Origin of the sequence: Nocardia wallacei, assembly GCF_029869545.1 — a bacterium.
In the GTDB taxonomy this organism is placed as follows: Bacteria; Actinomycetota; Actinomycetes; order Mycobacteriales; family Mycobacteriaceae; genus Nocardia; species Nocardia wallacei_A.
Window position 1 is genome coordinate 17,927 of record NZ_JARWQD010000290.1, and the last position, 17,854, is coordinate 35,780.

19 protein-coding genes and 1 pseudogene are annotated in these 17,854 nt (G+C 69.1%); 7 read left to right on the plus strand and 13 right to left on the minus strand.

Annotated elements, in window-relative coordinates:
- Window positions 1–54: 54 nt before the first annotated feature.
- Window positions 55–1,098: a glycosyltransferase gene (locus tag QH290_RS25390; RefSeq protein WP_280385606.1), complete on the minus strand. Its 1,044-nt coding sequence runs from the start codon at window positions 1,096–1,098 to the stop codon at window positions 55–57.
- Window positions 1,099–1,166: 68 nt separating this feature from the next.
- Window positions 1,167–1,697: a hypothetical protein gene (locus QH290_RS25395; protein ID WP_280269742.1), complete on the minus strand. Its 531-nt coding sequence runs from the start codon at window positions 1,695–1,697 to the stop codon at window positions 1,167–1,169.
- Window positions 1,698–1,863: 166 nt separating this feature from the next.
- Here QH290_RS25395 and QH290_RS25400 point away from each other — a divergent pair, with 166 nt between their 5' ends.
- Both QH290_RS25400 and QH290_RS25405 read left to right on the plus strand, forming a co-directional pair.
- Entirely contained in the window at window positions 1,864–2,847 is a 984-nt protein-coding gene (locus QH290_RS25400) for an AraC family transcriptional regulator (protein WP_280269743.1), read from the plus strand.
- 11 nt (window positions 2,848–2,858) lie between these two features.
- Entirely contained in the window at window positions 2,859–4,091 is a 1,233-nt protein-coding gene (locus tag QH290_RS25405; protein WP_425301892.1) for a cytochrome P450 family protein, read from the plus strand.
- Between the two features lie 40 nt (window positions 4,092–4,131).
- On the opposite strand, the gene QH290_RS25410 is transcribed toward QH290_RS25405, so the two are convergent.
- The 4 genes from QH290_RS25410 to QH290_RS25425 form a co-directional block, all read right to left on the minus strand.
- Window positions 4,132–4,419: a hypothetical protein gene (locus tag QH290_RS25410; protein WP_280269745.1), complete on the minus strand. Its 288-nt coding sequence runs from the start codon at window positions 4,417–4,419 to the stop codon at window positions 4,132–4,134.
- A gap of 298 nt (window positions 4,420–4,717) precedes the next feature.
- Complete coding sequence (locus tag QH290_RS25415; RefSeq protein WP_280385607.1) at window positions 4,718–5,758, minus strand: NAD(P)-dependent alcohol dehydrogenase; 1,041 nt, start codon at window positions 5,756–5,758, stop codon at window positions 4,718–4,720.
- 98 nt (window positions 5,759–5,856) lie between these two features.
- Window positions 5,857–6,489 (minus strand): response regulator transcription factor, encoded by a 633-nt coding sequence (locus QH290_RS25420; protein WP_280269747.1) that lies wholly within the window; start codon window positions 6,487–6,489, stop codon window positions 5,857–5,859.
- Entirely contained in the window at window positions 6,486–7,727 is a 1,242-nt protein-coding gene (locus QH290_RS25425) for a sensor histidine kinase (RefSeq protein ID WP_280385609.1), read from the minus strand. Before QH290_RS25425 ends, QH290_RS25420 begins: the two co-directional genes overlap by 4 nt.
- A 220-nt stretch (window positions 7,728–7,947) precedes the next feature.
- Here QH290_RS25425 and QH290_RS25430 point away from each other — a divergent pair, with 220 nt between their 5' ends.
- On the plus strand, window positions 7,948–8,508 hold the full coding sequence (locus tag QH290_RS25430) for a GlcG/HbpS family heme-binding protein (protein ID WP_280266910.1): 561 nt from the start codon (window positions 7,948–7,950) through the stop codon (window positions 8,506–8,508).
- An 80-nt stretch (window positions 8,509–8,588) separates the two neighbouring features.
- A complete protein-coding gene (locus tag QH290_RS25435; protein ID WP_280385611.1) occupies window positions 8,589–9,308 on the plus strand; it encodes an ankyrin repeat domain-containing protein in 720 nt (239 codons plus the stop codon).
- Window positions 9,309–9,317: 9 nt separating this feature from the next.
- On the opposite strand, the gene QH290_RS25440 is transcribed toward QH290_RS25435, so the two are convergent.
- Window positions 9,318–9,692, minus strand: coding sequence for a nitroreductase family deazaflavin-dependent oxidoreductase (locus QH290_RS25440; RefSeq protein WP_280266912.1), 375 nt, complete (start codon window positions 9,690–9,692; stop codon window positions 9,318–9,320).
- Between the two features lie 118 nt (window positions 9,693–9,810).
- Between QH290_RS25440 and QH290_RS25445 the strand changes: the two genes are divergently transcribed.
- Window positions 9,811–10,491 (plus strand): TetR/AcrR family transcriptional regulator, encoded by a 681-nt coding sequence (locus QH290_RS25445; protein ID WP_280385613.1) that lies wholly within the window; start codon window positions 9,811–9,813, stop codon window positions 10,489–10,491.
- Window positions 10,492–10,502: 11 nt separating this feature from the next.
- The gene (locus tag QH290_RS25450; protein ID WP_280385615.1) at window positions 10,503–11,168 is read left to right on the plus strand and encodes a DNA alkylation repair protein; all 666 of its coding nucleotides are present in this window, start codon (window positions 10,503–10,505) and stop codon (window positions 11,166–11,168) included.
- Window positions 11,169–11,183: 15 nt separating this feature from the next.
- On the opposite strand, the gene QH290_RS25455 is transcribed toward QH290_RS25450, so the two are convergent.
- Together QH290_RS25455 and QH290_RS25460 are read right to left on the minus strand one after the other, a co-directional pair.
- Window positions 11,184–11,657: a hypothetical protein gene (locus tag QH290_RS25455; protein WP_280385617.1), complete on the minus strand. Its 474-nt coding sequence runs from the start codon at window positions 11,655–11,657 to the stop codon at window positions 11,184–11,186.
- Complete coding sequence (locus tag QH290_RS25460; protein ID WP_280385619.1) at window positions 11,651–11,884, minus strand: hypothetical protein; 234 nt, start codon at window positions 11,882–11,884, stop codon at window positions 11,651–11,653. The genes QH290_RS25455 and QH290_RS25460 overlap by 7 nt, the downstream gene beginning before the upstream one ends.
- 128 nt (window positions 11,885–12,012) lie before the next feature.
- Between QH290_RS25460 and QH290_RS25465 the strand changes: the two genes are divergently transcribed.
- A complete protein-coding gene (locus tag QH290_RS25465; RefSeq protein WP_280385621.1) occupies window positions 12,013–12,444 on the plus strand; it encodes an SSI family serine proteinase inhibitor in 432 nt (143 codons plus the stop codon).
- Window positions 12,445–12,462: 18 nt separating this feature from the next.
- Here QH290_RS25465 and QH290_RS25470 read toward each other — a convergent pair whose 3' ends face one another.
- The 4 genes and pseudogenes from QH290_RS25470 to QH290_RS25485 form a co-directional block, all read right to left on the minus strand.
- Window positions 12,463–13,932, minus strand: coding sequence for an NCS1 family nucleobase:cation symporter-1 (locus tag QH290_RS25470; protein ID WP_280385623.1), 1,470 nt, complete (start codon window positions 13,930–13,932; stop codon window positions 12,463–12,465).
- Between the two features lie 16 nt (window positions 13,933–13,948).
- A complete protein-coding gene (locus QH290_RS25475) occupies window positions 13,949–15,454 on the minus strand; it encodes a CoA-acylating methylmalonate-semialdehyde dehydrogenase (protein ID WP_280266918.1) in 1,506 nt (501 codons plus the stop codon).
- 32 nt (window positions 15,455–15,486) lie between these two features.
- Window positions 15,487–16,797: an aspartate aminotransferase family protein gene (locus QH290_RS25480; protein ID WP_280385625.1), complete on the minus strand. Its 1,311-nt coding sequence runs from the start codon at window positions 16,795–16,797 to the stop codon at window positions 15,487–15,489.
- Between the two features lie 22 nt (window positions 16,798–16,819).
- A pseudogene (locus QH290_RS25485) lies at window positions 16,820–17,845 on the minus strand (TIGR03842 family LLM class F420-dependent oxidoreductase).
- Between the last annotated feature and the right edge of the window lie 9 nt (window positions 17,846–17,854).

The following is a 17,854-nucleotide window of genomic DNA, read 5'->3' on the forward strand; positions in this document are numbered from 1 at the left end:
AGCGGGTTCCGGCGGCCGTGGTCGGCAACCGTGCCGGAAGCCGAATCCCGGTTCTCACCGGCCACCCATTCTCGCCATGAGCAGATCCGCGGCCCTGACGTCCCCTCGCGAGGATTCAGCGCGCGTCCGCATTTCCCGCAATCTGCGGTGCACCAAGGGATCCGATGCCAGCCGGGCCGCGTTCTCGACCAGCTCCCGCCGATCCCCGAGCGGCATCGCAATACCCAGGCGACCCAGCCGTGCCGCGGTCAGGCGCTGCTCACGGATTCGCGGCGCCAGGATCATCGGCACTCCCGCGAGAATCGCATCGTGAACGGAGTTGATGCCCGCATGCGTGAGGAACACCTGAGCCGTACGCAAGGCTTCCTGCTGCGGAATCCATTGCTGTGCGTACACATTCGGCGGCAATGCACCCAACTCGCATACCGGTAGCCACGAAGTCGCCACAATCACCGTCCACCGGGTATGCGCGAACGCCTCGACGATCGACCGGAAGAACCGTGCCGCCCGGGCGAAAACCGTTCCCAGCGCGACCACGATCGTCGGCCCGTCCGAGTGAAGCGGCTCACTCTCCGCGGCGACCGTCCGTGGAGCCGGACCCACAAGAGGCCCGACTAGGTGGACACTGCGCCCGAAGCGGGGACCGCCGGGTTGAAGCTCCGGCAACGTATTGGCGAGAACGAGACCCGAATCTCGCGCGGAGCGTGCGTGACTGGTCCACAGCGGGACCACCTCGACATCGTGACGAGCCACCAGGCGCTCAGCCCATGGAACATGCGGATCGACCACGCACAGGGCCGGACGCTCACGCCGCAGTTCACGCTCGAGAACCTGCCGCGTCGCCTGCCATGCGGCTCGGCGACGCCACCACAACGCCGCACGATCGCAGAGTTCCGTGGGCGACCCGCCCGCGGGCACACGAACCTCGTGACCGACCGCAGGAACCACAGCCTGAGCACCCGTCGACTCGATCGCGGAGCGAAATTCCTCCCCGGCCACGACCCGAACCGGCACTCCACGCCCCGTCAGCTCCGCAACCACCGCCAGCGTTGGCAGCACATGCCCCCACGCGGAGTACGGCACGAACAAGACACCCATGACTCAGTATCCTGAGCCATCAACGCACGCGGACCGAGGACGGCGTGCGCCCCGCAGCCTCCCGACCGCTAGCGGTGACTGTGTGCGCAGGGGATGCGGGTGCGTGGCGCGAGGGTCCAGGGCTGTGGTTTACGGGTCCGGCGGGTGTCGTCGCGGACGTCGGTGACGTGCCGGGCCCACCGGCCCTCGGATACCTCGGCGTGCTGAATCCGGTTCCAGCCGAACGGCATCAGGTGGACCCGCTCGCCGCGTTCCTCCAGCCGCTGGGCCAAGTCCGCCAGCACGTCGAGGGCGTCGGCGAGCCCGGTCAGCACGTCGAAATCGGCGGCGGGGCCGAACCGTTCGGCGGTCGCGGCCCACTGCGCGAACCCGTCGATCACGAGGTGGGCCGAATGTGTCCTGGCCGCAAGATGTTCGACGATGTCGGCGGCGGCACCGGTGAGCGTGAGATCGCCGGGCTGCACCCCGACCGTCAGCAGCAGGCAGTCGAAGAACGGCCTGGCCACTCCGATCTCGGACGGCGCGAGTTCCACCGCGCAGGGACTCGGGGTGGTGACCCGGTACTCGAACATGCGGCAGTGACTACTGACGATCCTCATCGGTCGCTTCCCACTCCCAGAAGGGTGAATCAATCTGCGCAAGAGCGGAAGTGAGCGAGCCATTCCTGCCCGCAACCGCAAATTCCCGCGCGCAGGACGTAAGTCGCCCGCGCGCGACGAGACAGCGCCACCGGGCATGGATAAGGTCTATCCACTCAGTTCCGGGATGATCAGTCGACGCGGAGAGCCGAAGTTCGAGGAAGCCATGAAGTACGACCAGGTCACTGTGAACGACGCCCGGCAGTGGACCGAGCTCACCAACAGCTTCGTCCCGATGGGGCATCGGATCCAGCACGCCGACCGATGGACCTCGCGCCTCACCGTGCAGCAGACGACCGCCTACAGCCTGCTGCGCTGGGACGAACCGGAGGGCCGGACCTGCTACCGCACCCCCGGCCACGTCCGGCGCACGCCTGCCGACAGCTTCTACTGGTGCGTATTCCCTCAGCACAGCACCTACACCGTCGGCCGGGACGACACCGTGCTGCGCGCCGGCCACGGCCGCGCGGTCCTGATGGGACTCGATCAGGTGTGCCGCCTGCGGCCGGGGTCCTCGGCGCTGGCGCTGCAGCTCCCCCGGGCCGAGATCGACAACGCGGTGCCCGTCGACGGACCGCGATGCACCGCGCTGACCATGGATTCCGGTCTCGGCCGCATCGTCGAGTCCATGATCCACGGCGTGCACGCCGAGCATTCGAACCTCAGCGCCCGGGAGTTCAACGCCGTCTGCGACCGCATCTGCGAGTTGCTGTGCATGATGGCACTGGGCGATACGAGCCCGCAGGCGGGACATCTCGACGAGACGGTGGAGGCCGTCCGGCGCTACGTGCGCGAGTCCATCGGCGTCGCGGATCTGCGACTGCCCGCCGTCGCCCACGCGCTGAACTGGTCACCGCGACAACTCCGGACCGCCATGCAGCAGGCGGGCACCACCTATCGCGACGTGCGCCGCGAGGAGGCGCTGCGCGTCGCGCGCGATCTGCTGGAAAACGGTGGCACGCAAGCCATGTCGGTCACCGAGATCGCCGGGCGCGCCGGTTTCACCCCCACCTGGTTCTCGGCGGCGTTCAAGGCACGCTACGGCGAGACCCCGCGCGAGTTCCGGCAGCGGCGACTCGCCGAGTCGCGTGCCGACCGGACCTACGAGTGATCGGAAACTGTTTGAGCACACCAGAGTTCCCGCCGTACGCACCGGGATGCCCGGTGGCCCATGGCTCACCGCTCGACACGGCGGGTCCGCGCGTGCCGCTCCACACGCCGGAGTTCGCCGTGGATCCGCATCGGATCTACCGCGAGGTACGCGAGCGGTTCGGCGCGCTGGTGCCGGTGGAGCTGGCGCCGGGCGTGCCCGCCACCCTGGTGATCGGCTACCGCACCGCGCTGCGGATCCTCAACGACCCGGAGCATTTTCCGGCCGACCCGCGGCGCTGGCAGCGGACCGTGCCCGCCGACTGCCCGGTCCTGCCGATGATGGAGTGGCGGCCGAGCGGGAGCCGCAGCGCGGGAACGGATTTCACGCGCTATCGGGACGCGACCATCGCGGGGATCAACGAGGTCGACCTGTACGGCCTGCACAGCATCGTGGAGCAGGCCGCGGCCGACCTGATCGAAGGGTTCCGGCCGGAAGGTACCGCGGATCTGTTGAGCCAGTACGCATTTCCGCTGACCTTTCAGGTCTGTTGCGCCATGGTCGGATGCCCGCCGGAGATCGGCCAGCAGGTCGCCGCCGGTATGGCGGCGATGTTCGACGGGGTCGACGCCGACAAGGGCAACCGGATGGTCAGCGACGCGCTGCGCGAGCTCGTGGCGCTGAAGCGGACCGAGCCGGGCAACGACGTCACTTCGATTCTGCTGCAACACCGTTCCGAGCTCGACGAGGAGGAGATGGTCCACCAGCTGGTGGCCTTCTACGGTGCGGGCATCGAGCTGCAGGTCAACCTCGTCGTCAATACGCTGCTGCTGATCCTCGACGACGACCGATTCGGCGGCAGTGTCCTGGGCGGCAGCCTGTCGACCCGCGACGCCCTCGACGAGGTGCTGTTCAACGACCCGCCGCTGGCGAACTTCTGCATCACCTACCCCAGGCAGCCGATCCTGATCGATGACGTCTGGCTACCCGCCGACCAGCCCGTCCTGATCAGCATGACCGCCTGCAACAACGATCCCGCCATCCGCGCCGACGACCGCACCGGGAACCGCTCGCACCTGGCCTTCGGACTCGGCCAGCACGCCTGTCCCGCCCGCTCGCTGGCCTATCTGGTCGCCCAGGACGCCATCGACCAGCTCCTGGACATGCTCCCCGATATGCGACTGGCGCTCCCCGGCGGAAGGCCCACCTGGCGACCGGGACCGTTCCACCGGTCCCTGGCCGCACTACCGGTCACCTTCACCTGATGTAGCGGCACAGGCGACACGCCCGCGTGGCGGGTACGGATTACTCCCGGAAGGGCTCGGTGCGGTGGGACAGGCGTTCGGCGAAGGTTTCCGCCCAGGCGACCGATTCCGGTTCGTCGTCGATCTCCGGCCTGCGGCGCGGCGCCCGCAGGCCGCGCAGTTCGCTGGATGCGCGGGTGGCGCCGGGGCGGTTCTGGGCCGCGAGCAGCCGCACGCCCCAGGCGATGTAGGCGGGCATGCCCATCCCGGCGCATTCGGCGGCGTCGTTCAAGCTGAGCCATTCGGCTTCGTCCACGGTCACGGTCACCGTGATATCCCTGGTCGACATGCAGGCTCACGGTAGTCCCTTCGGGAGGCGGCCGTCACGTCTGGGGACACCGCGTCGCGATTAAGAGACCAAGTGGTTTGAAATAACGGATCGGTTGCTACCGCGTGGAAATGTGTGGTCGTCCAGTTCGGCTGGCATAGGGTCGTGTTCGTCCCCGGGTGCCCCTGGGGACGTTCCAACCGGTGATCGGCGGTAGCCCAAGCCGTGGATCGCCCGCTGTACGCAGTCCGGTGCGGCCCGAGGGAGATTCGAGTCAGCCCACTCCCTCGGGCCTCATCCGTGCCGCATCCGGATTTGCTCACGGATCGGGCAGGATGACCGCGCGCCCGTTGATCTTGCCCGCGTGCAGCCGTTCGTACGCCAGCGGCGCCTCGTCGATGGTGTAGGTCTCGACGTGGACCTCGACACCGCCTCCCCGCGCGATGTCCAGCACCTCGATCAGTTCGGCGCGCGTGCCCCAATACGGTGACGTCACGGTCGTCTCGTAGGGCAGGGTCCCGAAACCGACGGACACGGCGCCGCCGCCGAGCCCCACCACCGTGATATCCGCCTCGATCGCCGCCGCGGCGGCCGCGATCGATGTCGTCGGCGGCGCACCGACGAAATCGAGTACGACCTCGGCACCGCGGCCACCGGTGAGCGCCCGGATCCGTTCCGGTGCACCGTCATTCGACAGCACGGTCTCGTGCGCACCGACCTGGCGGGCCAGGGCCAGCTTGTCCTCCGACACGTCGAGCGCGATCACCCGCGTGGCGGTCATCCGGCGCAGCAGCTGGATGGCGACGTGGCCGAGCCCGCCGGAGCCGATGACGACCGCGGTGCTGCCGGGAACCAGCTTGGGCAGCGAGAGCGTGATGGCGTGATAGGGCGTGAGCCCGGCGTCGGTGAGCGGGACGTTGCGGACCGGGTCGAGGTCGCCCAGCGGCACCAGATGCCGGGCGTCGTCCACGATCATGTACGGGGCCATGGCACCCGGGGCGCCCAGGCCCGGCGGGAAGATCTTCAACTCCGCGGCGCGCAGGCAGTAATTCTCTTTGCCCGCAGCACATTTGATGCATACGCCGCAACCCCACGGACCGTACACAGCCACCGGGTCGCCGACGTTCACCCCCACGACTCCCGGCCCCAGCGCCGCGACCGTCCCCGCGCCCTCGTGGCCCAGCGTCAACGGCAGCGGGAATCCGATCGCCTCCACGGGCAGGCTCATCACGGCGATATCCGAGTGACACACCCCCGCCGCCGTGACCTGCAGTAACACCTGTCCGGGGCCTGGCTCGGGATCGGGCACCGTGACGACTTCCGGAGCCGACCCGACCGCCCGGTACTGCACCGCCTTCATATCGACCGACCTCCTCGACGGTGGATGTCGTTGAACCCGGTACCGCGATCAGCGAACCTCAGGCTACCTCAGTCGGCCCGGCGCCGGAATGGTTCGCATCAGGTGATCAGGCGTTTCTCCTTCGCGACGGCGACCGCGGCGGTGCGGGTGTCGACGCCGAGCTTGTCGTAGATCCGGCCGAGATGGGTCTTCACCGTCGCTTCGCTGATGTGCAGGGCGCGGGCGATCTGCCGGTTTCCGAGGCCCTGCGAGAGCTGGACGAGGATGTCGTGCTCGCGGGCGGTGAGCGTGGGCGCCGGATTGCGCAGCCGCGCCAGGACCTGGTCGGCGATCGGCGCGGACAGGGCGGTGCGCCCGGCCGCGGCGGCGTGGATCGCGGTGAAAAGTTCTTCGGGCCGTTCGGCTTTGAGCAGATAGCCGGTCGCGCCCGCCTCGATGGCACGGGTGATGTCGGCGTCGGTGTCGTAGGTGGTGAGCACCAGGACCCGGGGCGCGGGCGCCGGCAGGGCGGCGATGCGCCGGGTCGCCTCGACCCCGTCCATTCCCGCGCCGAGTTGCAGATCCATCAGCACCACATCGGGTTTCAGCCGCGCGGCCAGCGTGGTCGCGGCCTCGCCGTCGGCGGCCTCCCCGACGATCTCGATATCGGACGCACTGGACAGCAGGGCCAGCAGCCCCGCCCGGACCACGGCGTGGTCGTCGCAGATCAGCAGTCGCACAGCGGGATTCACCGCACCTCCAGGGGGATCGCGACGGAGACGACCGTGCCCTCGCCGGGGGCGGACTCGATCGTGCAGGTCCCGCCGAGCTGCCGGGCGCGGGCCCGGATCGCGGGCAGGCCGTGCCCGCGCCGGGCGCCGGGCGCGACCGCCGCCGGGTCGAATCCCGTTCCGTCGTCGGCGATGTCGAGCAGGACCTGATCATCGAGATAGGTCAGGGTGAGGGTGGCCGCGGAGGCGTGCGCGTGTTCGCGGATGTTCGCCAGGGCACCCTGGGAGACGCGAAGCAGGGTGGCCTCCACGCGATTCGGGAGCACCGCGGGGGTGCCCTCGACATGCGCCCGCACGGCCAGATCGGGTGTGGTCTCCCGTTCGGCGAGGGTGGTCAGCGCCGCGGGCAGCGAACCGCCGTCGGCCAGTTCGGCGGGGGCGAGGTCGTGGACGAATCGGCGTGCCTCCGCCAGGTTCCGTTCGGCGATGTCGGCCGCCGTGCGCAGGTGGGAGCGGGCCCGCTCCGGATCGCTCCCCCAGACCCGGTCGGCGGCCTGCAACAGCATCTGCTGGCTGGACAGGCCCTGCGCGAGCGTGTCGTGGATCTCCATGGCGAGGCGTTGGCGCTCGGCGAGGGTGCCCTCGCGTCGCTCGGTCGCCGCCAGGTGCTGCCGCGTGCGCACCAGGTCGCCGATGAGGGCCGACTGCCGCTCGGCCTGGCGGCGCATCCCGACGAACAGCGCCGCGGTCACCGCCGCGACCGCGGGCGGGCCGAGCACCAGATTGGGATCGGCCCATCCGGCCAGCCGCACCTGAGTGACCATGACCAGCACGGTCAACACCACGACCAGCGCCAGCGCCACCCGCACCGAGAGAATCCGCAGGCCGGTGTACAGCAGCGGCACCGCCGACCAGGCAAAGCTCGGCGCCAGCACAACCAGCACCGCCCACGCCGCGACCAGCAGCGCGAACCACAGCAGCCGCCGGGTCCCACGCACCTCGCTCGCCACATACAAAACCGCCACGACCAGCGCCAGCGCAACCACCCACGGCGCATCCGGCTTGTCATGATGGCGAATGAGGAACCGCAACAGCGAAGCAGCCAGCAACACGGCAAACGCCGTATGCATGATCATGCCGAGCAGCCGCACATCATCGCCCGCGCCGCGCGAACGCGCCTCATCGGCCATGCCGCTCGAACGCACATCGTCGGCCGCGTGGGGCGGGTGGGCGGGGTTGGGAGGTTCGGGCGACTGCACCGTTATCACCTCCTCGCCGCGGGCCGACTCTTGTCGTCATTCTGCCCTGGCGAGGGCCGGGCGTGGGTCAACCGATCGGATGACCCGCGCGTCCACCACATATCCCGGCCGGAGGAGCCGGAGCGCCGATGGCTCGCGGTCGGCGCGGCAGCAGCATGGATGGCAGAGGGAGCGCGGCAGATCGCGGCCCCGGCAATCACTCAGCGATAGGAGCTATTCCATGACTTCGACATTCAGCATCCGCAAGCGGGCCCTGATCGGCGTCGCCGGGGCCGGGGTGATCGCCGCGGGCGCCGCCGGGGTGATGACGGTGCAGGCGCAGAGCCCGCAGCCGGCCGCTCAGGCCCCGGCGCCGGTCGAGGCCGCCGACGCGAACCTGCAGTCGACGACGCGTCTCACCGTCGGCGCCGCGACCAAGGCGGCGCAGGGCGCCCTGGACGCCGCGGCCGAGGCCGGGCAGCGCGTGTCGGTCGCGGTGGTCGACCGCGACGGGAACGTCATCGTGCAGCTGCGCGGCGACGGCTCCGGACCGCAGTCGTTCGAATCCGCCGAGCAGAAGGCATACACCGCGGTCTCCTGGAATGCCCCGACCTCCCAGCTGTCCACGCGGCTGGACTCGACTCCCCGCCTCGCCGACATCCCCGGCACGCTGTTCCTGGCGGGCGGCGCCCCTGTCACCGCACACGGCGCCCCGATCGCGGGCATCGGAGTGGCGGGCGCACCGAGCGGCGACCAGGACGAGGCCTTCGCGAAGGCCGGTCTCGCCGCCCTGGGCCGCTGAGGTGCCATGGAATTCCCACGGTCGCAACGTCTTACATCGGATATCGAGGGGATCGTCTTACCTGACAGGAGGTTTCGGACATGAGATTCCAGAAATCCGCAGTGGCCATCGGCATGGTCGCAGCCGCGGTCGCCCTGGCCGCATGCAGTAACAGCTCGGGCGAACCGGCGGCGGATACCGTTCCCGCACCGGCATCCGTCACCGTCGCCGACCCGGCGCTGGGGCGGGAACTGGTGACGGCTGCGGCAGCCGATGACGTGGGCAGGGTGCGAGATCTGATCGATCGCGGCGCCGACCTCGAAACGCGCGGCGAGCGACAACGCACACCCCTGGTGGCCGCCACGAAGAACCGCGCCACCGAGGCCGCGCGGATCCTCATCCAGGCGGGCGCCGACGTCAACGCGAAGGACGATCTGCAGGATTCCGCATTTCTCTACGCCGGGGCCGAGGGTCTCGATGACATCCTCGATCTGACACTGCAATTCGGTGCCGACCTCCGCAGCGTCAACCGCTACGGCGGCACCGCGCTGATCCCGGCCAGCGAACACGGCTCCCTGAGCACGGTGCAGCGTCTGATCGCGGCGGGCGTCGACGTCAACCACGTCAACGACCTCGGCCTGACCGCCCTGCAGGAGGCGGTTATCTACGGCGACGGCTCCCAGCGGTACCAGCAGGTGGTCTCGGCGCTGCTGCGGGCGGGCGCCGACACCGCGCAGCGCGACCACTCCGGCGCCACTGCGCTGGACAACGCCGTCCAGCGCGGGCAATCCGAGATCGCGGCCCTGCTGCGCGATCGGTAGGCCGGGGGATCACCCCTCCACCCGGTCCATGCGGAGGAACTCGGTGATGCGGAGGAGGCCCGGCGGGCGGGGCGCGTCGCTGGAAAGGGCTTGGAACGCTTCGGTTTTGCCGACCAGGCGGGGTGCGGCGAGGTTCACCTCCCGGCCCTCGATCCGCAGGCGCGCGGTTCCGGCGGCCAGGATGTTGCGCACCCAGTCGGCGCCCGTTCCGTAGACCGGGACGAACAGGTAGCCACCGTCCACGGGGAAGGCGTCGAGCGGGGTCCGGTATGTCTCGCCCGATCTTCGGCCGACGTGAATCAGCACCGGCCACTTCCCGCTGGCGACGGCGCGGGGGTTGAACACCCGTTTGTTGATCCGGCCCCACCATCTCGGCATCGGCATCGCGGTCTCCTTGTCGGACGAACATGGAATCCAGCCTTACGACTGTAAGCCTGGCTTACACCTGTAAGGTAGGCTCGTTCGCGTCAGCCGTCAATACCCCCCGCGCCCAGGAGCCGCAGTGCCACGATCCCCGCAACCACTCAGCAGAGAGCGCGTGCTGGAGGCCGCCGTCCGTGTCGCGGATCGCGGTGGCGTGGAGGCGATCTCGATGCGGCGGGTGGCGCAGGAACTGGGCGTGGAGGCGATGTCGCTCTATCACCACGTGCCGAACAAGGACGCGATCCTCGACGGGGTGGTCGACCTCGTCTTCGCGGCCATCGAGCTACCCGACGGCGACGACTGGCGCGATGCGATGCGCACCCGCGCCCGCTCGGCACGAGCGGTGCTGTCCCGGCATCGATGGGCGCTCGGTCTCATGGACTCGCGCCGCACCCCGGGTCCGGCCACGCTGCGCCACCACGACGCTGTCCTCGGGACGCTCCGGAACGCGGGGTTCACGCTGCCGACGGCGGCCCACGCCGTCTCGCTCATCGACAGCTACATCGGCGGATACGTACTTCAGGAGGCGAACCTCCCGATGACCACGCCCGCCGACGTGGAGGACGTGGCGGGCGCCCTCCTCGACCGGCTGCCACCCGGCGAGCTGCCACACCTCAGGGAGATGATCGTCGACCACGCCCTGCGACCCGGTTACGACCACACGAGCGAATTCGGCTACGGCCTGGAACTGATCCTGGATGCGCTCGAGGCACGGCGGTCCGACGACAGGCTAGGGTCGGGATCGAAAGCCGCACGGTGACGGAGGGTGGTATGGCCGACACGGTGACCGAGGTGATGGCCGAGCTGGCCGCGCTCGAGGATCCGAAGGTGCGCGCCGTGAACGAGAAGCACGGCGACGACCACGGCGTCAATCTCGGCAAGTTGCGCGCGGTCGCGAAGCGGCTGAGGACGCAGCAGGAACTCGCGCGCGAGCTGTGGGCGACCGGCGACACCGCGGCGCGGCTGCTGGCGCTGCTCGTCTGCCGCCCGAAGGCGTTCGAGCGCGACGAGCTGGATGCCATGGTGCGCGAGGCGCGCACGCCCAAGGTGCACGACTGGCTCGTGAGCTATGCGGTGAAGAGGAGCCCGCACGCCGAGGAGCTGCGCCGGGCCTGGCTCGCCGATCCCGATACCGTGGTCGCGAGCGCGGGCTGGGCCCTGACCGCCGACCGCGTGGCGAAGCAACCCGAGGGCCTCGACCTCGCCGCACTGCTCGACACCATCGAGGCGGATATGAAGGACGCCCCGGACCGCCTGCAGTGGGCGATGAACACCTGCCTGGCCCACATCGGTATCGAACACGCCGAATACCGCTCCCGCGCAATCGATATCGGCGAGCGCCTGAGGGTCCTCGAGGACTATCCGACCTCCCCCGGCTGCACCTCTCCCTACGCGCCCACCTGGATCGCCGAAATGGTGCGGCGGCAGGGCAAGTAACCCGCGCCCTGCCGTCTAACCGCTGGACTCGCTCGGTTCCGGGCGGCGCTGCCGCTCGCTCAGCACCAGCGCGCCCGCGGCGAGCAGATAGAACGGCGAGATGAACAGCAGCAAGCCCGAGCCGACGGTGCCACTCCCCTGCAGAGCCGACATCCCGAGATACCCGTCGACCGCGCCGAGAACGGCGAGAACCGCTGCGGCCCAGCGTGTCCCAGTCCGGGCGTAGCGGTGCGGCAGCACGAGGACAACAGCGGTCAGCAGCACCACGAGGCCGGACTCGGCGACATACTCGAGCCATTGCTCGGGCAGCGGCGGTGGCGGCAGGTATGCCACTCCGAACGTCACCGCCTCACCGCGGGGCATCTCGGCGTCGCGGTCCGGCAGTTCCGGAAGACGCGAATCGAACAGCTGCGGTAGCGCGACCAGAACCAGGGCCGCCACCCGCCAGAACGTGACCGAACGCCGCCACCGCCCGAACCACATCACCATGCCTCCGTCCGCTCCGATCGGCCCAGCCCCGCCACGACCATCCGGAACAGCCGGTCGGCCTGCGCGGCGGGATCGGGGCCGTGTTCGGTGGCGAGGGCGATGCCCGGTTGCCGAACGGCGGGGCCCGCCAGATCGTAGCGGAAGTAAAACGGCGGACCCCGCCATTTGATGGCCGAGCACTCGAGGAGCACCACCGGCCGTCCCCGGTTCGCCGCCGACCTGGGCATCTCCCTCACCACCTTCGAGGAGTGGGCACGAAAGAACTTCGGGCGCGACGCCTGAACCCCCGGGACCCGACACGCGCCCGTCCGCCGCCGCGGTGGCATATGGCGGGCACGCGGGTTACCGTCGCGCCATGCGGCAGAACAAGCTCGTCCGTGCGTCGCGGAGTGCGGCGGCGCTGGTTGCGGCCGCCGTGGCGGGACCGGTCCTGGCGGCCGCTCCCGCGCACTCCGGCACGCCCGCCCCGACGACGCTGGTCCTCACCGTCCGCGAAATCGCCCCGGACATAACACATCTCGGCGTCCGGGTGGCCACATTGACCTGCTCGCCCGAGGTCGGCGGCAATCACCCCCGGGCCCCACTGGCCTGCGCGGAGCTGGAGGCGGCGGACGGGAACCTCCGGGCGCTGACAGACGTCCCCGACCCCGCGGTCTGTCCACAGAACTTCGATCCGCTCGTCGCCACCATCAGCGGCACCTGGCACGGCGCACCCCTGGTGGACCACGGCACCTTCTCCAACCGCTGCGTCATGCAGGCGACCACCAAGTCCGTATTCGACCTGTGAGACATGCGCGGGGCAGGATCACGAAGGAGCGTGCAGCGAGCCTTCGCGGTCGACGGGCCTTCCCATGCTCAGCGCGTACATCAGTCCCGCGCCGAGCAGGGCTCCCGCGGGCCAGGACAACGCCGTCACCGATTGTGAATCCGGGACCAGCGCGACCACCACACCCACGATGCCCGAGATCACCAGGGCGATGAGCGCGCGCGGGTTGAAGCCGCGGGTGTAGTAGTAACTGCCCTGCGGCACATCGGAATACAGGTCGGCCACCGCGGTGCGACGGCGCCGCACCAGGTAGTAGTCGACGACGAGGATGCCGAATACCGGGCCCATCAGCGCGCCCACGCCGCCGAGGAAGTAGACGATGAAATCCTGGTTCGCCCACAGCTTCCACGGCATCACCAGGATCGACAGCACGGCCGTGATGATGCCGCCGGTGCGGAAGGAGATGTATTTCGGTGCGGTATTGGAGATGTCGTAGGACGGTGAGACGAAGTTCAGCACCACGTTGATGCCGACGGTGGCGATCGCGAACAACGCCGCGGCGATGATGACGACGGTATCGCTGTCGACGTGCGCGACCAGCTCGACCGGATCCGACAGCACCTTGCCGTACACCTTCAGCGTGGCCAGCGAGACGATGATCGAAATCACCACGAACGCAGTCTCATTGAAGGGAATTCCCCACGCGTTGCCGCGCAGGATCGCCTGCCTGCTCGGCGAGAACCGGGCGAAGTCGGCGTAGTTCACCAGCGGTCCGGCCATGAACGCCACCATCAGGAACGCCACCCCGATGAACGCCGACACGGTCTGCCCGCCGCTCAGCGCCGCACCGCTGCGCGCACCGAAATCGATGCTCCAGTCGGCCTTTCCGAGGATCCAGACGGCCAGCGCGATCATGCCGATCCACACCACCGGGCCCGCGAAGTCCGAGACCTTGCGCACGACATCCATGCCGTAGGTGATGATCAGCAGCTGCGCCGTCCACAGCACCAGGAACGAAATCCAGCCCAGCGCGGACAATCCCAGGAAGCTCGACGTCGTCCACGACTCCAGCCCGGGCGCGACCCGCAGCAGCAGCACGATGAGCGCGGTGGACGCCAGATACGTCTGGATGCCGTACCAGAACACCGCCACCAGCGCCCGCAGCAGGGCCGGGATATTGGCGCCGAACACCCCGAAGGCGCCGCGGGCGAAGACCGGGAAGGGCACACCCACCCGCTGTCCCGCGACGCCGATGAGGTTGCTGCCCAGCCAGAGCAGCAGCACCCCGGCGAACAGCGCCAGCATGGTCTGCCAGCCGGTCATGCCCAGGGCGAGCATGCCGACGGCGAATCCGTAACTGCCGATGCTGTGCGCCGAGGTCATCCAGAGACAGAAGAGGTCCCAGGTGCGCCAGACTGCCGTTTCCTTGGTGGTGGGCAACAGATCGTTGTTGACCAGCACCGAATTCTCCGGTGTGCCCTCGGGCTCCCGGACCTGGGTATCTGTCATCGAATTTCCTTGTTCTCTAACTGTTTTGCGGGAATCCGAGGTTGATGCCGCCGTGGCTGGGGTCCAGCCAGCGCGACGTCACGGCCTTCTCGCGGGTGAAGAAGGCGAAGCCCGCGGGCCCGTAGGCCTTGGCGTCGCCGAAGATCGACGCCTTCCAACCGCCGAAACTGTGATAGGCCACCGGAACCGGGATGGGCACGTTGACTCCGATCATCCCGACGGTCACCTGCCGCTGGAACCGTCGTGCAGCGCCACCGTCATTGGTGAAGATGGCGACGCCGTTTCCGTACGGTGACGCATTGATCAATTCCACGCCCTGCTCGAAGCCGCCGACCCGCACCACCGACAGCACCGGGCCGAAGATCTCGTCGCGATACACCTGCGAGCCGGTCGGGACGTTGTCGATCAGGGTGGGGCCCAGCCAGAATCCGTCCGCCGCGCCGTCCGGCTGGACGGCGCGCCCGTCGACCACGATGTCGGCGCCGTCGCGGGCGGCCACGTCGAGGTACCCGGCCACCGCGTCGCGGTGCGCGCGGGTGATCAGCGGGCCCATATCGCAGCCGCGGCGGCCGTCGCCGGTGCGCAGGCCGCCCATGCGCTCGGCGATCTTCGCGACCAGTTCGTCGGCGACGGAATCCACGGCCAGCACCACACTGACCGCCATGCACCGCTCCCCCGCCGAGCCGAATCCGGCGTTCACCGCGGCATCGGCCGCCAGATCCAGGTCGGCGTCGGGCAGCACCAGCATGTGGTTCTTCGCGCCGCCCAGGGCCTGCACGCGCTTGTCGTGCGCGGCGGCGGTCCGATAGACATAGCGCGCGATCGGCGTCGAGCCGACGAACGAGATCGCGGCCACGTCCGGATGCACCAGTAGTGCGTCGACCGCCTCCTTGTCGCCGTGTACCACATTCAGCACGCCCGCCGGTAGCCCCGCCTCGATCGCAAGGGCCGCAAGCCAATTCGAGGCCGAGGGATCCTTCTCACTCGGCTTGAGCACCACGGTGTTTCCGGCCGCGATCGCGATCGGGAAGAACCACAGCGGCACCATGGCCGGGAAGTTGAACGGGGTGATGATCCCGACCACGCCCACCGGCTCCCGCACCGAGTACACATCCACGCCGGTGGAGGCGTTCTGGCTGAACTCGCCCTTGGTGAGATGCGGCATGGACAGGGCGAACTCGACGACCTCGAGGCCGCGCGCGATCTCGCCCGCGGCGTCGCTGAGCACCTTGCCGTGCTCGGCGGTGAGGATCTGCGCGAGTTCGTCCTTGCGGGCGTTGAGCAACTCGCGGAAGGTCAGCAGGAAGCGGCTGCGGGTGGCGACCGAGGCATCGCGCCAGGCGGGCAGGGCCGCGGCGGCAGAGGCGACCGCCGCGCCGACGTCGCCCGCGGTGGCCATCCGCACCGTGCGCTGTTGCGTCCCGAGCGCCGGATCGAAAACCGGTGCCACACGGTCGGATTCGCCCGCCCAGGGCTTGCCGTCGACCCAGTGGTCCAGAATGTCGGTGGTTGTCGACGTCATCGTCGTCTCACTCTCCTTCACAGCATCTTCGATCACAGAGCGGTCAGTACTTCGCGCAACGCCCGCATCGCGGTGTCCACCTCGTCGGCGGTCACCACGCACGGCGGCACCACGTGAATGCGGTTGTCGGCCCCGAACGGCAGCACGCCGCGGGCCACCAGTTCGGACTTGATGCGCGCCATCGTGGTGGCGGGCAAGGGTTCCCGGGTCTCGCGGTCGGCGACCAGTTCGACGGCCCAGAACACCCCTTCGCCGCGCACCTCGCCGATCACCGGGCAATCCTGTGCCAGCGCCGTCAGGGCGGGGGCGATCGCCTCTCGCCCGATGCGCTCGGCGTTCTCCACGATCCGCTCCTCGGCCATGGCGTCGAGCGCGGCCACGATCGAGGCACAGGCCAGGGGATGTCCGCTGTAGGTGAGGCCGCCGGGGAACACGGTGTCGTCGAAAGTCCTTGCCACGGCCTCGGAGACGATGACGCCGCCGACCGGGACATAGCCGGAGTTCACGCCCTTGGCGAAGGTGATGAGGTCGGGCACCACGTCGTGGCCCTCGAACGCGAACCAGCGGCCGCAGCGCCCGAATCCGGACATGACCTCGTCGAGGATCAGCACGATGCCGTACCGGTCGGCGATCTCGCGGACACCGGCCAGATAGCCCGGCGGGGGCACCAGGATGCCCGCGGTGCCCGGCACGCTCTCCAGCAGGATCGCCGCAATGCGTTGTGGCCCTTCGCATTGCACGACGCGCTCGAGATGGTGCAGGGCACGCTCGCACTCCTGCTCGGGTGACTGCGACCAGAACTCGCTGCGGTAGAGGTACGGGCCGAAGAAATGGACGTGCCCGCGCGCGTACTCGTTCGGCATGCGCCGCCAGTCGCCGGTCGCCACCACCGCGGCGCCCGTATTGCCGTGGTAGGAACGGTATGTCGAGAGCACCTTGTCGCGCCCGGTGTGCAGGCGCGCCATCCGGATGGCGTTCTCGTTGGCGTCGGCACCGCCGTTGGTGAAGAACACCTTGTCGAATCCGTCCGGCGCGAGCGCGGTGATCCGCTGCGCGGCTTCGCCTCTGGCCAGGTTGGCCGTCGCCGGGGCGATGGTGGTCAGCTGCGCCGCCTGCGCGGCGATGGCCGCCGTTACCGCCGGATGCTGGTGCCCGACATTGACATTCACCATCTGACTGGCGAAATCGAGATACTCCCGTCCGGCATGGTCCCACACCCGGGTCCCCTTGCCCCCCGCGATCACCAACGGATCCAACGCCCCTTGCGCCGACCAGGAATGAAAGACGTGCGCGCGATCCAGCTCATAGGCACGCGCGTCCAGGTCAATCTGTGTGCTCGTCATGCTGTCTCCTGTCATCCTCGGCTCAGGCCGTCACCGTCGTCGCGGCGATCGACGGTGCCAGTTGGGGAATGATGGACTCGCCGTAAACGCGCAGGGTCTCCTCCTTGTTGTCGTGCTGCAGGTAACCCGCGAACTGGTCGACGCCCAGGTCGGCGAGGCGGCGGAGCTTGGCGAGGTGGTCTTCGGGGGTGCCGAGGACGCAGAAGCGGTCGACGATGTCGTCGGAGACGAAGTCGGCGTGGGTGTTTCCCGCGCGGCCGTGCTGGTTGTAGTCGTAGCCCTCGCGGCCCGCGATGTAGTCGGTCAGGGCCTGCGGGATATCGCCGTCGGTGCCGTAGCGGGCCACGATGTCGGCGACGTGATTGCCGACCATGCCGCCGAACCAGCGGCATTGATCGCGCATGTGCTTCAGGTCGGTGCCGACGTACATCGGCGCCGCGACACAGATCTTCACCGCGCTCGGGTCGCGTCCCGCCGCGGCCGCCGCCTCCTTGACCGTGCGGATCATCCACTCGGCGATATCGAGATCGGCCAGCTGCAGAATGAACCCGTCCGCGACCTCGCCGGTGAGCGCCAGGGCCTTCGGCCCGTAGGCGGCCACCCACACGTCCAGCGTCGAGCCGACACTCCACGGGAACTGCAGCACCCGGCCGTCGCATTCCACCGGCCGCGAGTTGGCCAATTACCTGATTACCCTGATTGATTCGCGCAGCGTCGCCAGGGTGGTCGGCCGCCCGCCGCCGACCCGCACCGCCGAATCGCCCCGGCCGATACCGCAGATGGTGCGGTTGCCGTACGCCTCGTTCAAGGTCGCGTAAGTGGAGGCGGTCACCGCCCAGTCCCGGGTCGCGGGATTGGTCACCATCGGTCCGACCGTGATCCGCTTGGTCTCGTTCAGGATTCGGCTGTAGAGCACATACGGCTCCTGCCACAGGATGTGTGAATCGAAGGTCCACACGTGGCTGAAGCCGTGTGCCTCAGCGAGTTTCGCCAGATGTACCGTGCGCGCCGAGGGCGCGTCGCACTGCAGCACCGCTCCGAATTGCATGCGTGTCTC

What these genes read in the sequence shown, in the direction of transcription:
- QH290_RS25400 (WP_280269743.1), top strand. Translation starts at nt 1,864, where the DNA reads ATGATCAGTCGACGCGGAGAGCCGAAGTTCGAGGAAGCCATGAAGTAC.
- QH290_RS25480 (WP_280385625.1), bottom strand. Translation starts at nt 16,797, where the DNA reads ATGACGAGCACACAGATTGACCTGGACGCGCGTGCCTATGAGCTGGAT.
- QH290_RS25415 (WP_280385607.1), bottom strand. Translation starts at nt 5,758, where the DNA reads ATGAAGGCGGTGCAGTACCGGGCGGTCGGGTCGGCTCCGGAAGTCGTC.
- QH290_RS25440 (WP_280266912.1), bottom strand. Translation starts at nt 9,692, where the DNA reads ATGCCGATGCCGAGATGGTGGGGCCGGATCAACAAACGGGTGTTCAAC.
- QH290_RS25455 (WP_280385617.1), bottom strand. Translation starts at nt 11,657, where the DNA reads ATGGTGATGTGGTTCGGGCGGTGGCGGCGTTCGGTCACGTTCTGGCGG.
- QH290_RS25435 (WP_280385611.1), top strand. Translation starts at nt 8,589, where the DNA reads ATGAGATTCCAGAAATCCGCAGTGGCCATCGGCATGGTCGCAGCCGCG.
- QH290_RS25390 (WP_280385606.1), bottom strand. Translation starts at nt 1,098, where the DNA reads ATGGGTGTCTTGTTCGTGCCGTACTCCGCGTGGGGGCATGTGCTGCCA.
- QH290_RS25475 (WP_280266918.1), bottom strand. Translation starts at nt 15,454, where the DNA reads ATGACGTCGACAACCACCGACATTCTGGACCACTGGGTCGACGGCAAG.
- QH290_RS25410 (WP_280269745.1), bottom strand. Translation starts at nt 4,419, where the DNA reads ATGTCGACCAGGGATATCACGGTGACCGTGACCGTGGACGAAGCCGAA.
- QH290_RS25450 (WP_280385615.1), top strand. Translation starts at nt 10,503, where the DNA reads ATGGCCGACACGGTGACCGAGGTGATGGCCGAGCTGGCCGCGCTCGAG.
- QH290_RS25470 (WP_280385623.1), bottom strand. Translation starts at nt 13,932, where the DNA reads ATGACAGATACCCAGGTCCGGGAGCCCGAGGGCACACCGGAGAATTCG.
- QH290_RS25460 (WP_280385619.1), bottom strand. Translation starts at nt 11,884, where the DNA reads ATGCCCAGGTCGGCGGCGAACCGGGGACGGCCGGTGGTGCTCCTCGAG.
- QH290_RS25395 (WP_280269742.1), bottom strand. Translation starts at nt 1,697, where the DNA reads ATGAGGATCGTCAGTAGTCACTGCCGCATGTTCGAGTACCGGGTCACC.
- QH290_RS25430 (WP_280266910.1), top strand. Translation starts at nt 7,948, where the DNA reads ATGACTTCGACATTCAGCATCCGCAAGCGGGCCCTGATCGGCGTCGCC.
- QH290_RS25465 (WP_280385621.1), top strand. Translation starts at nt 12,013, where the DNA reads ATGCGGCAGAACAAGCTCGTCCGTGCGTCGCGGAGTGCGGCGGCGCTG.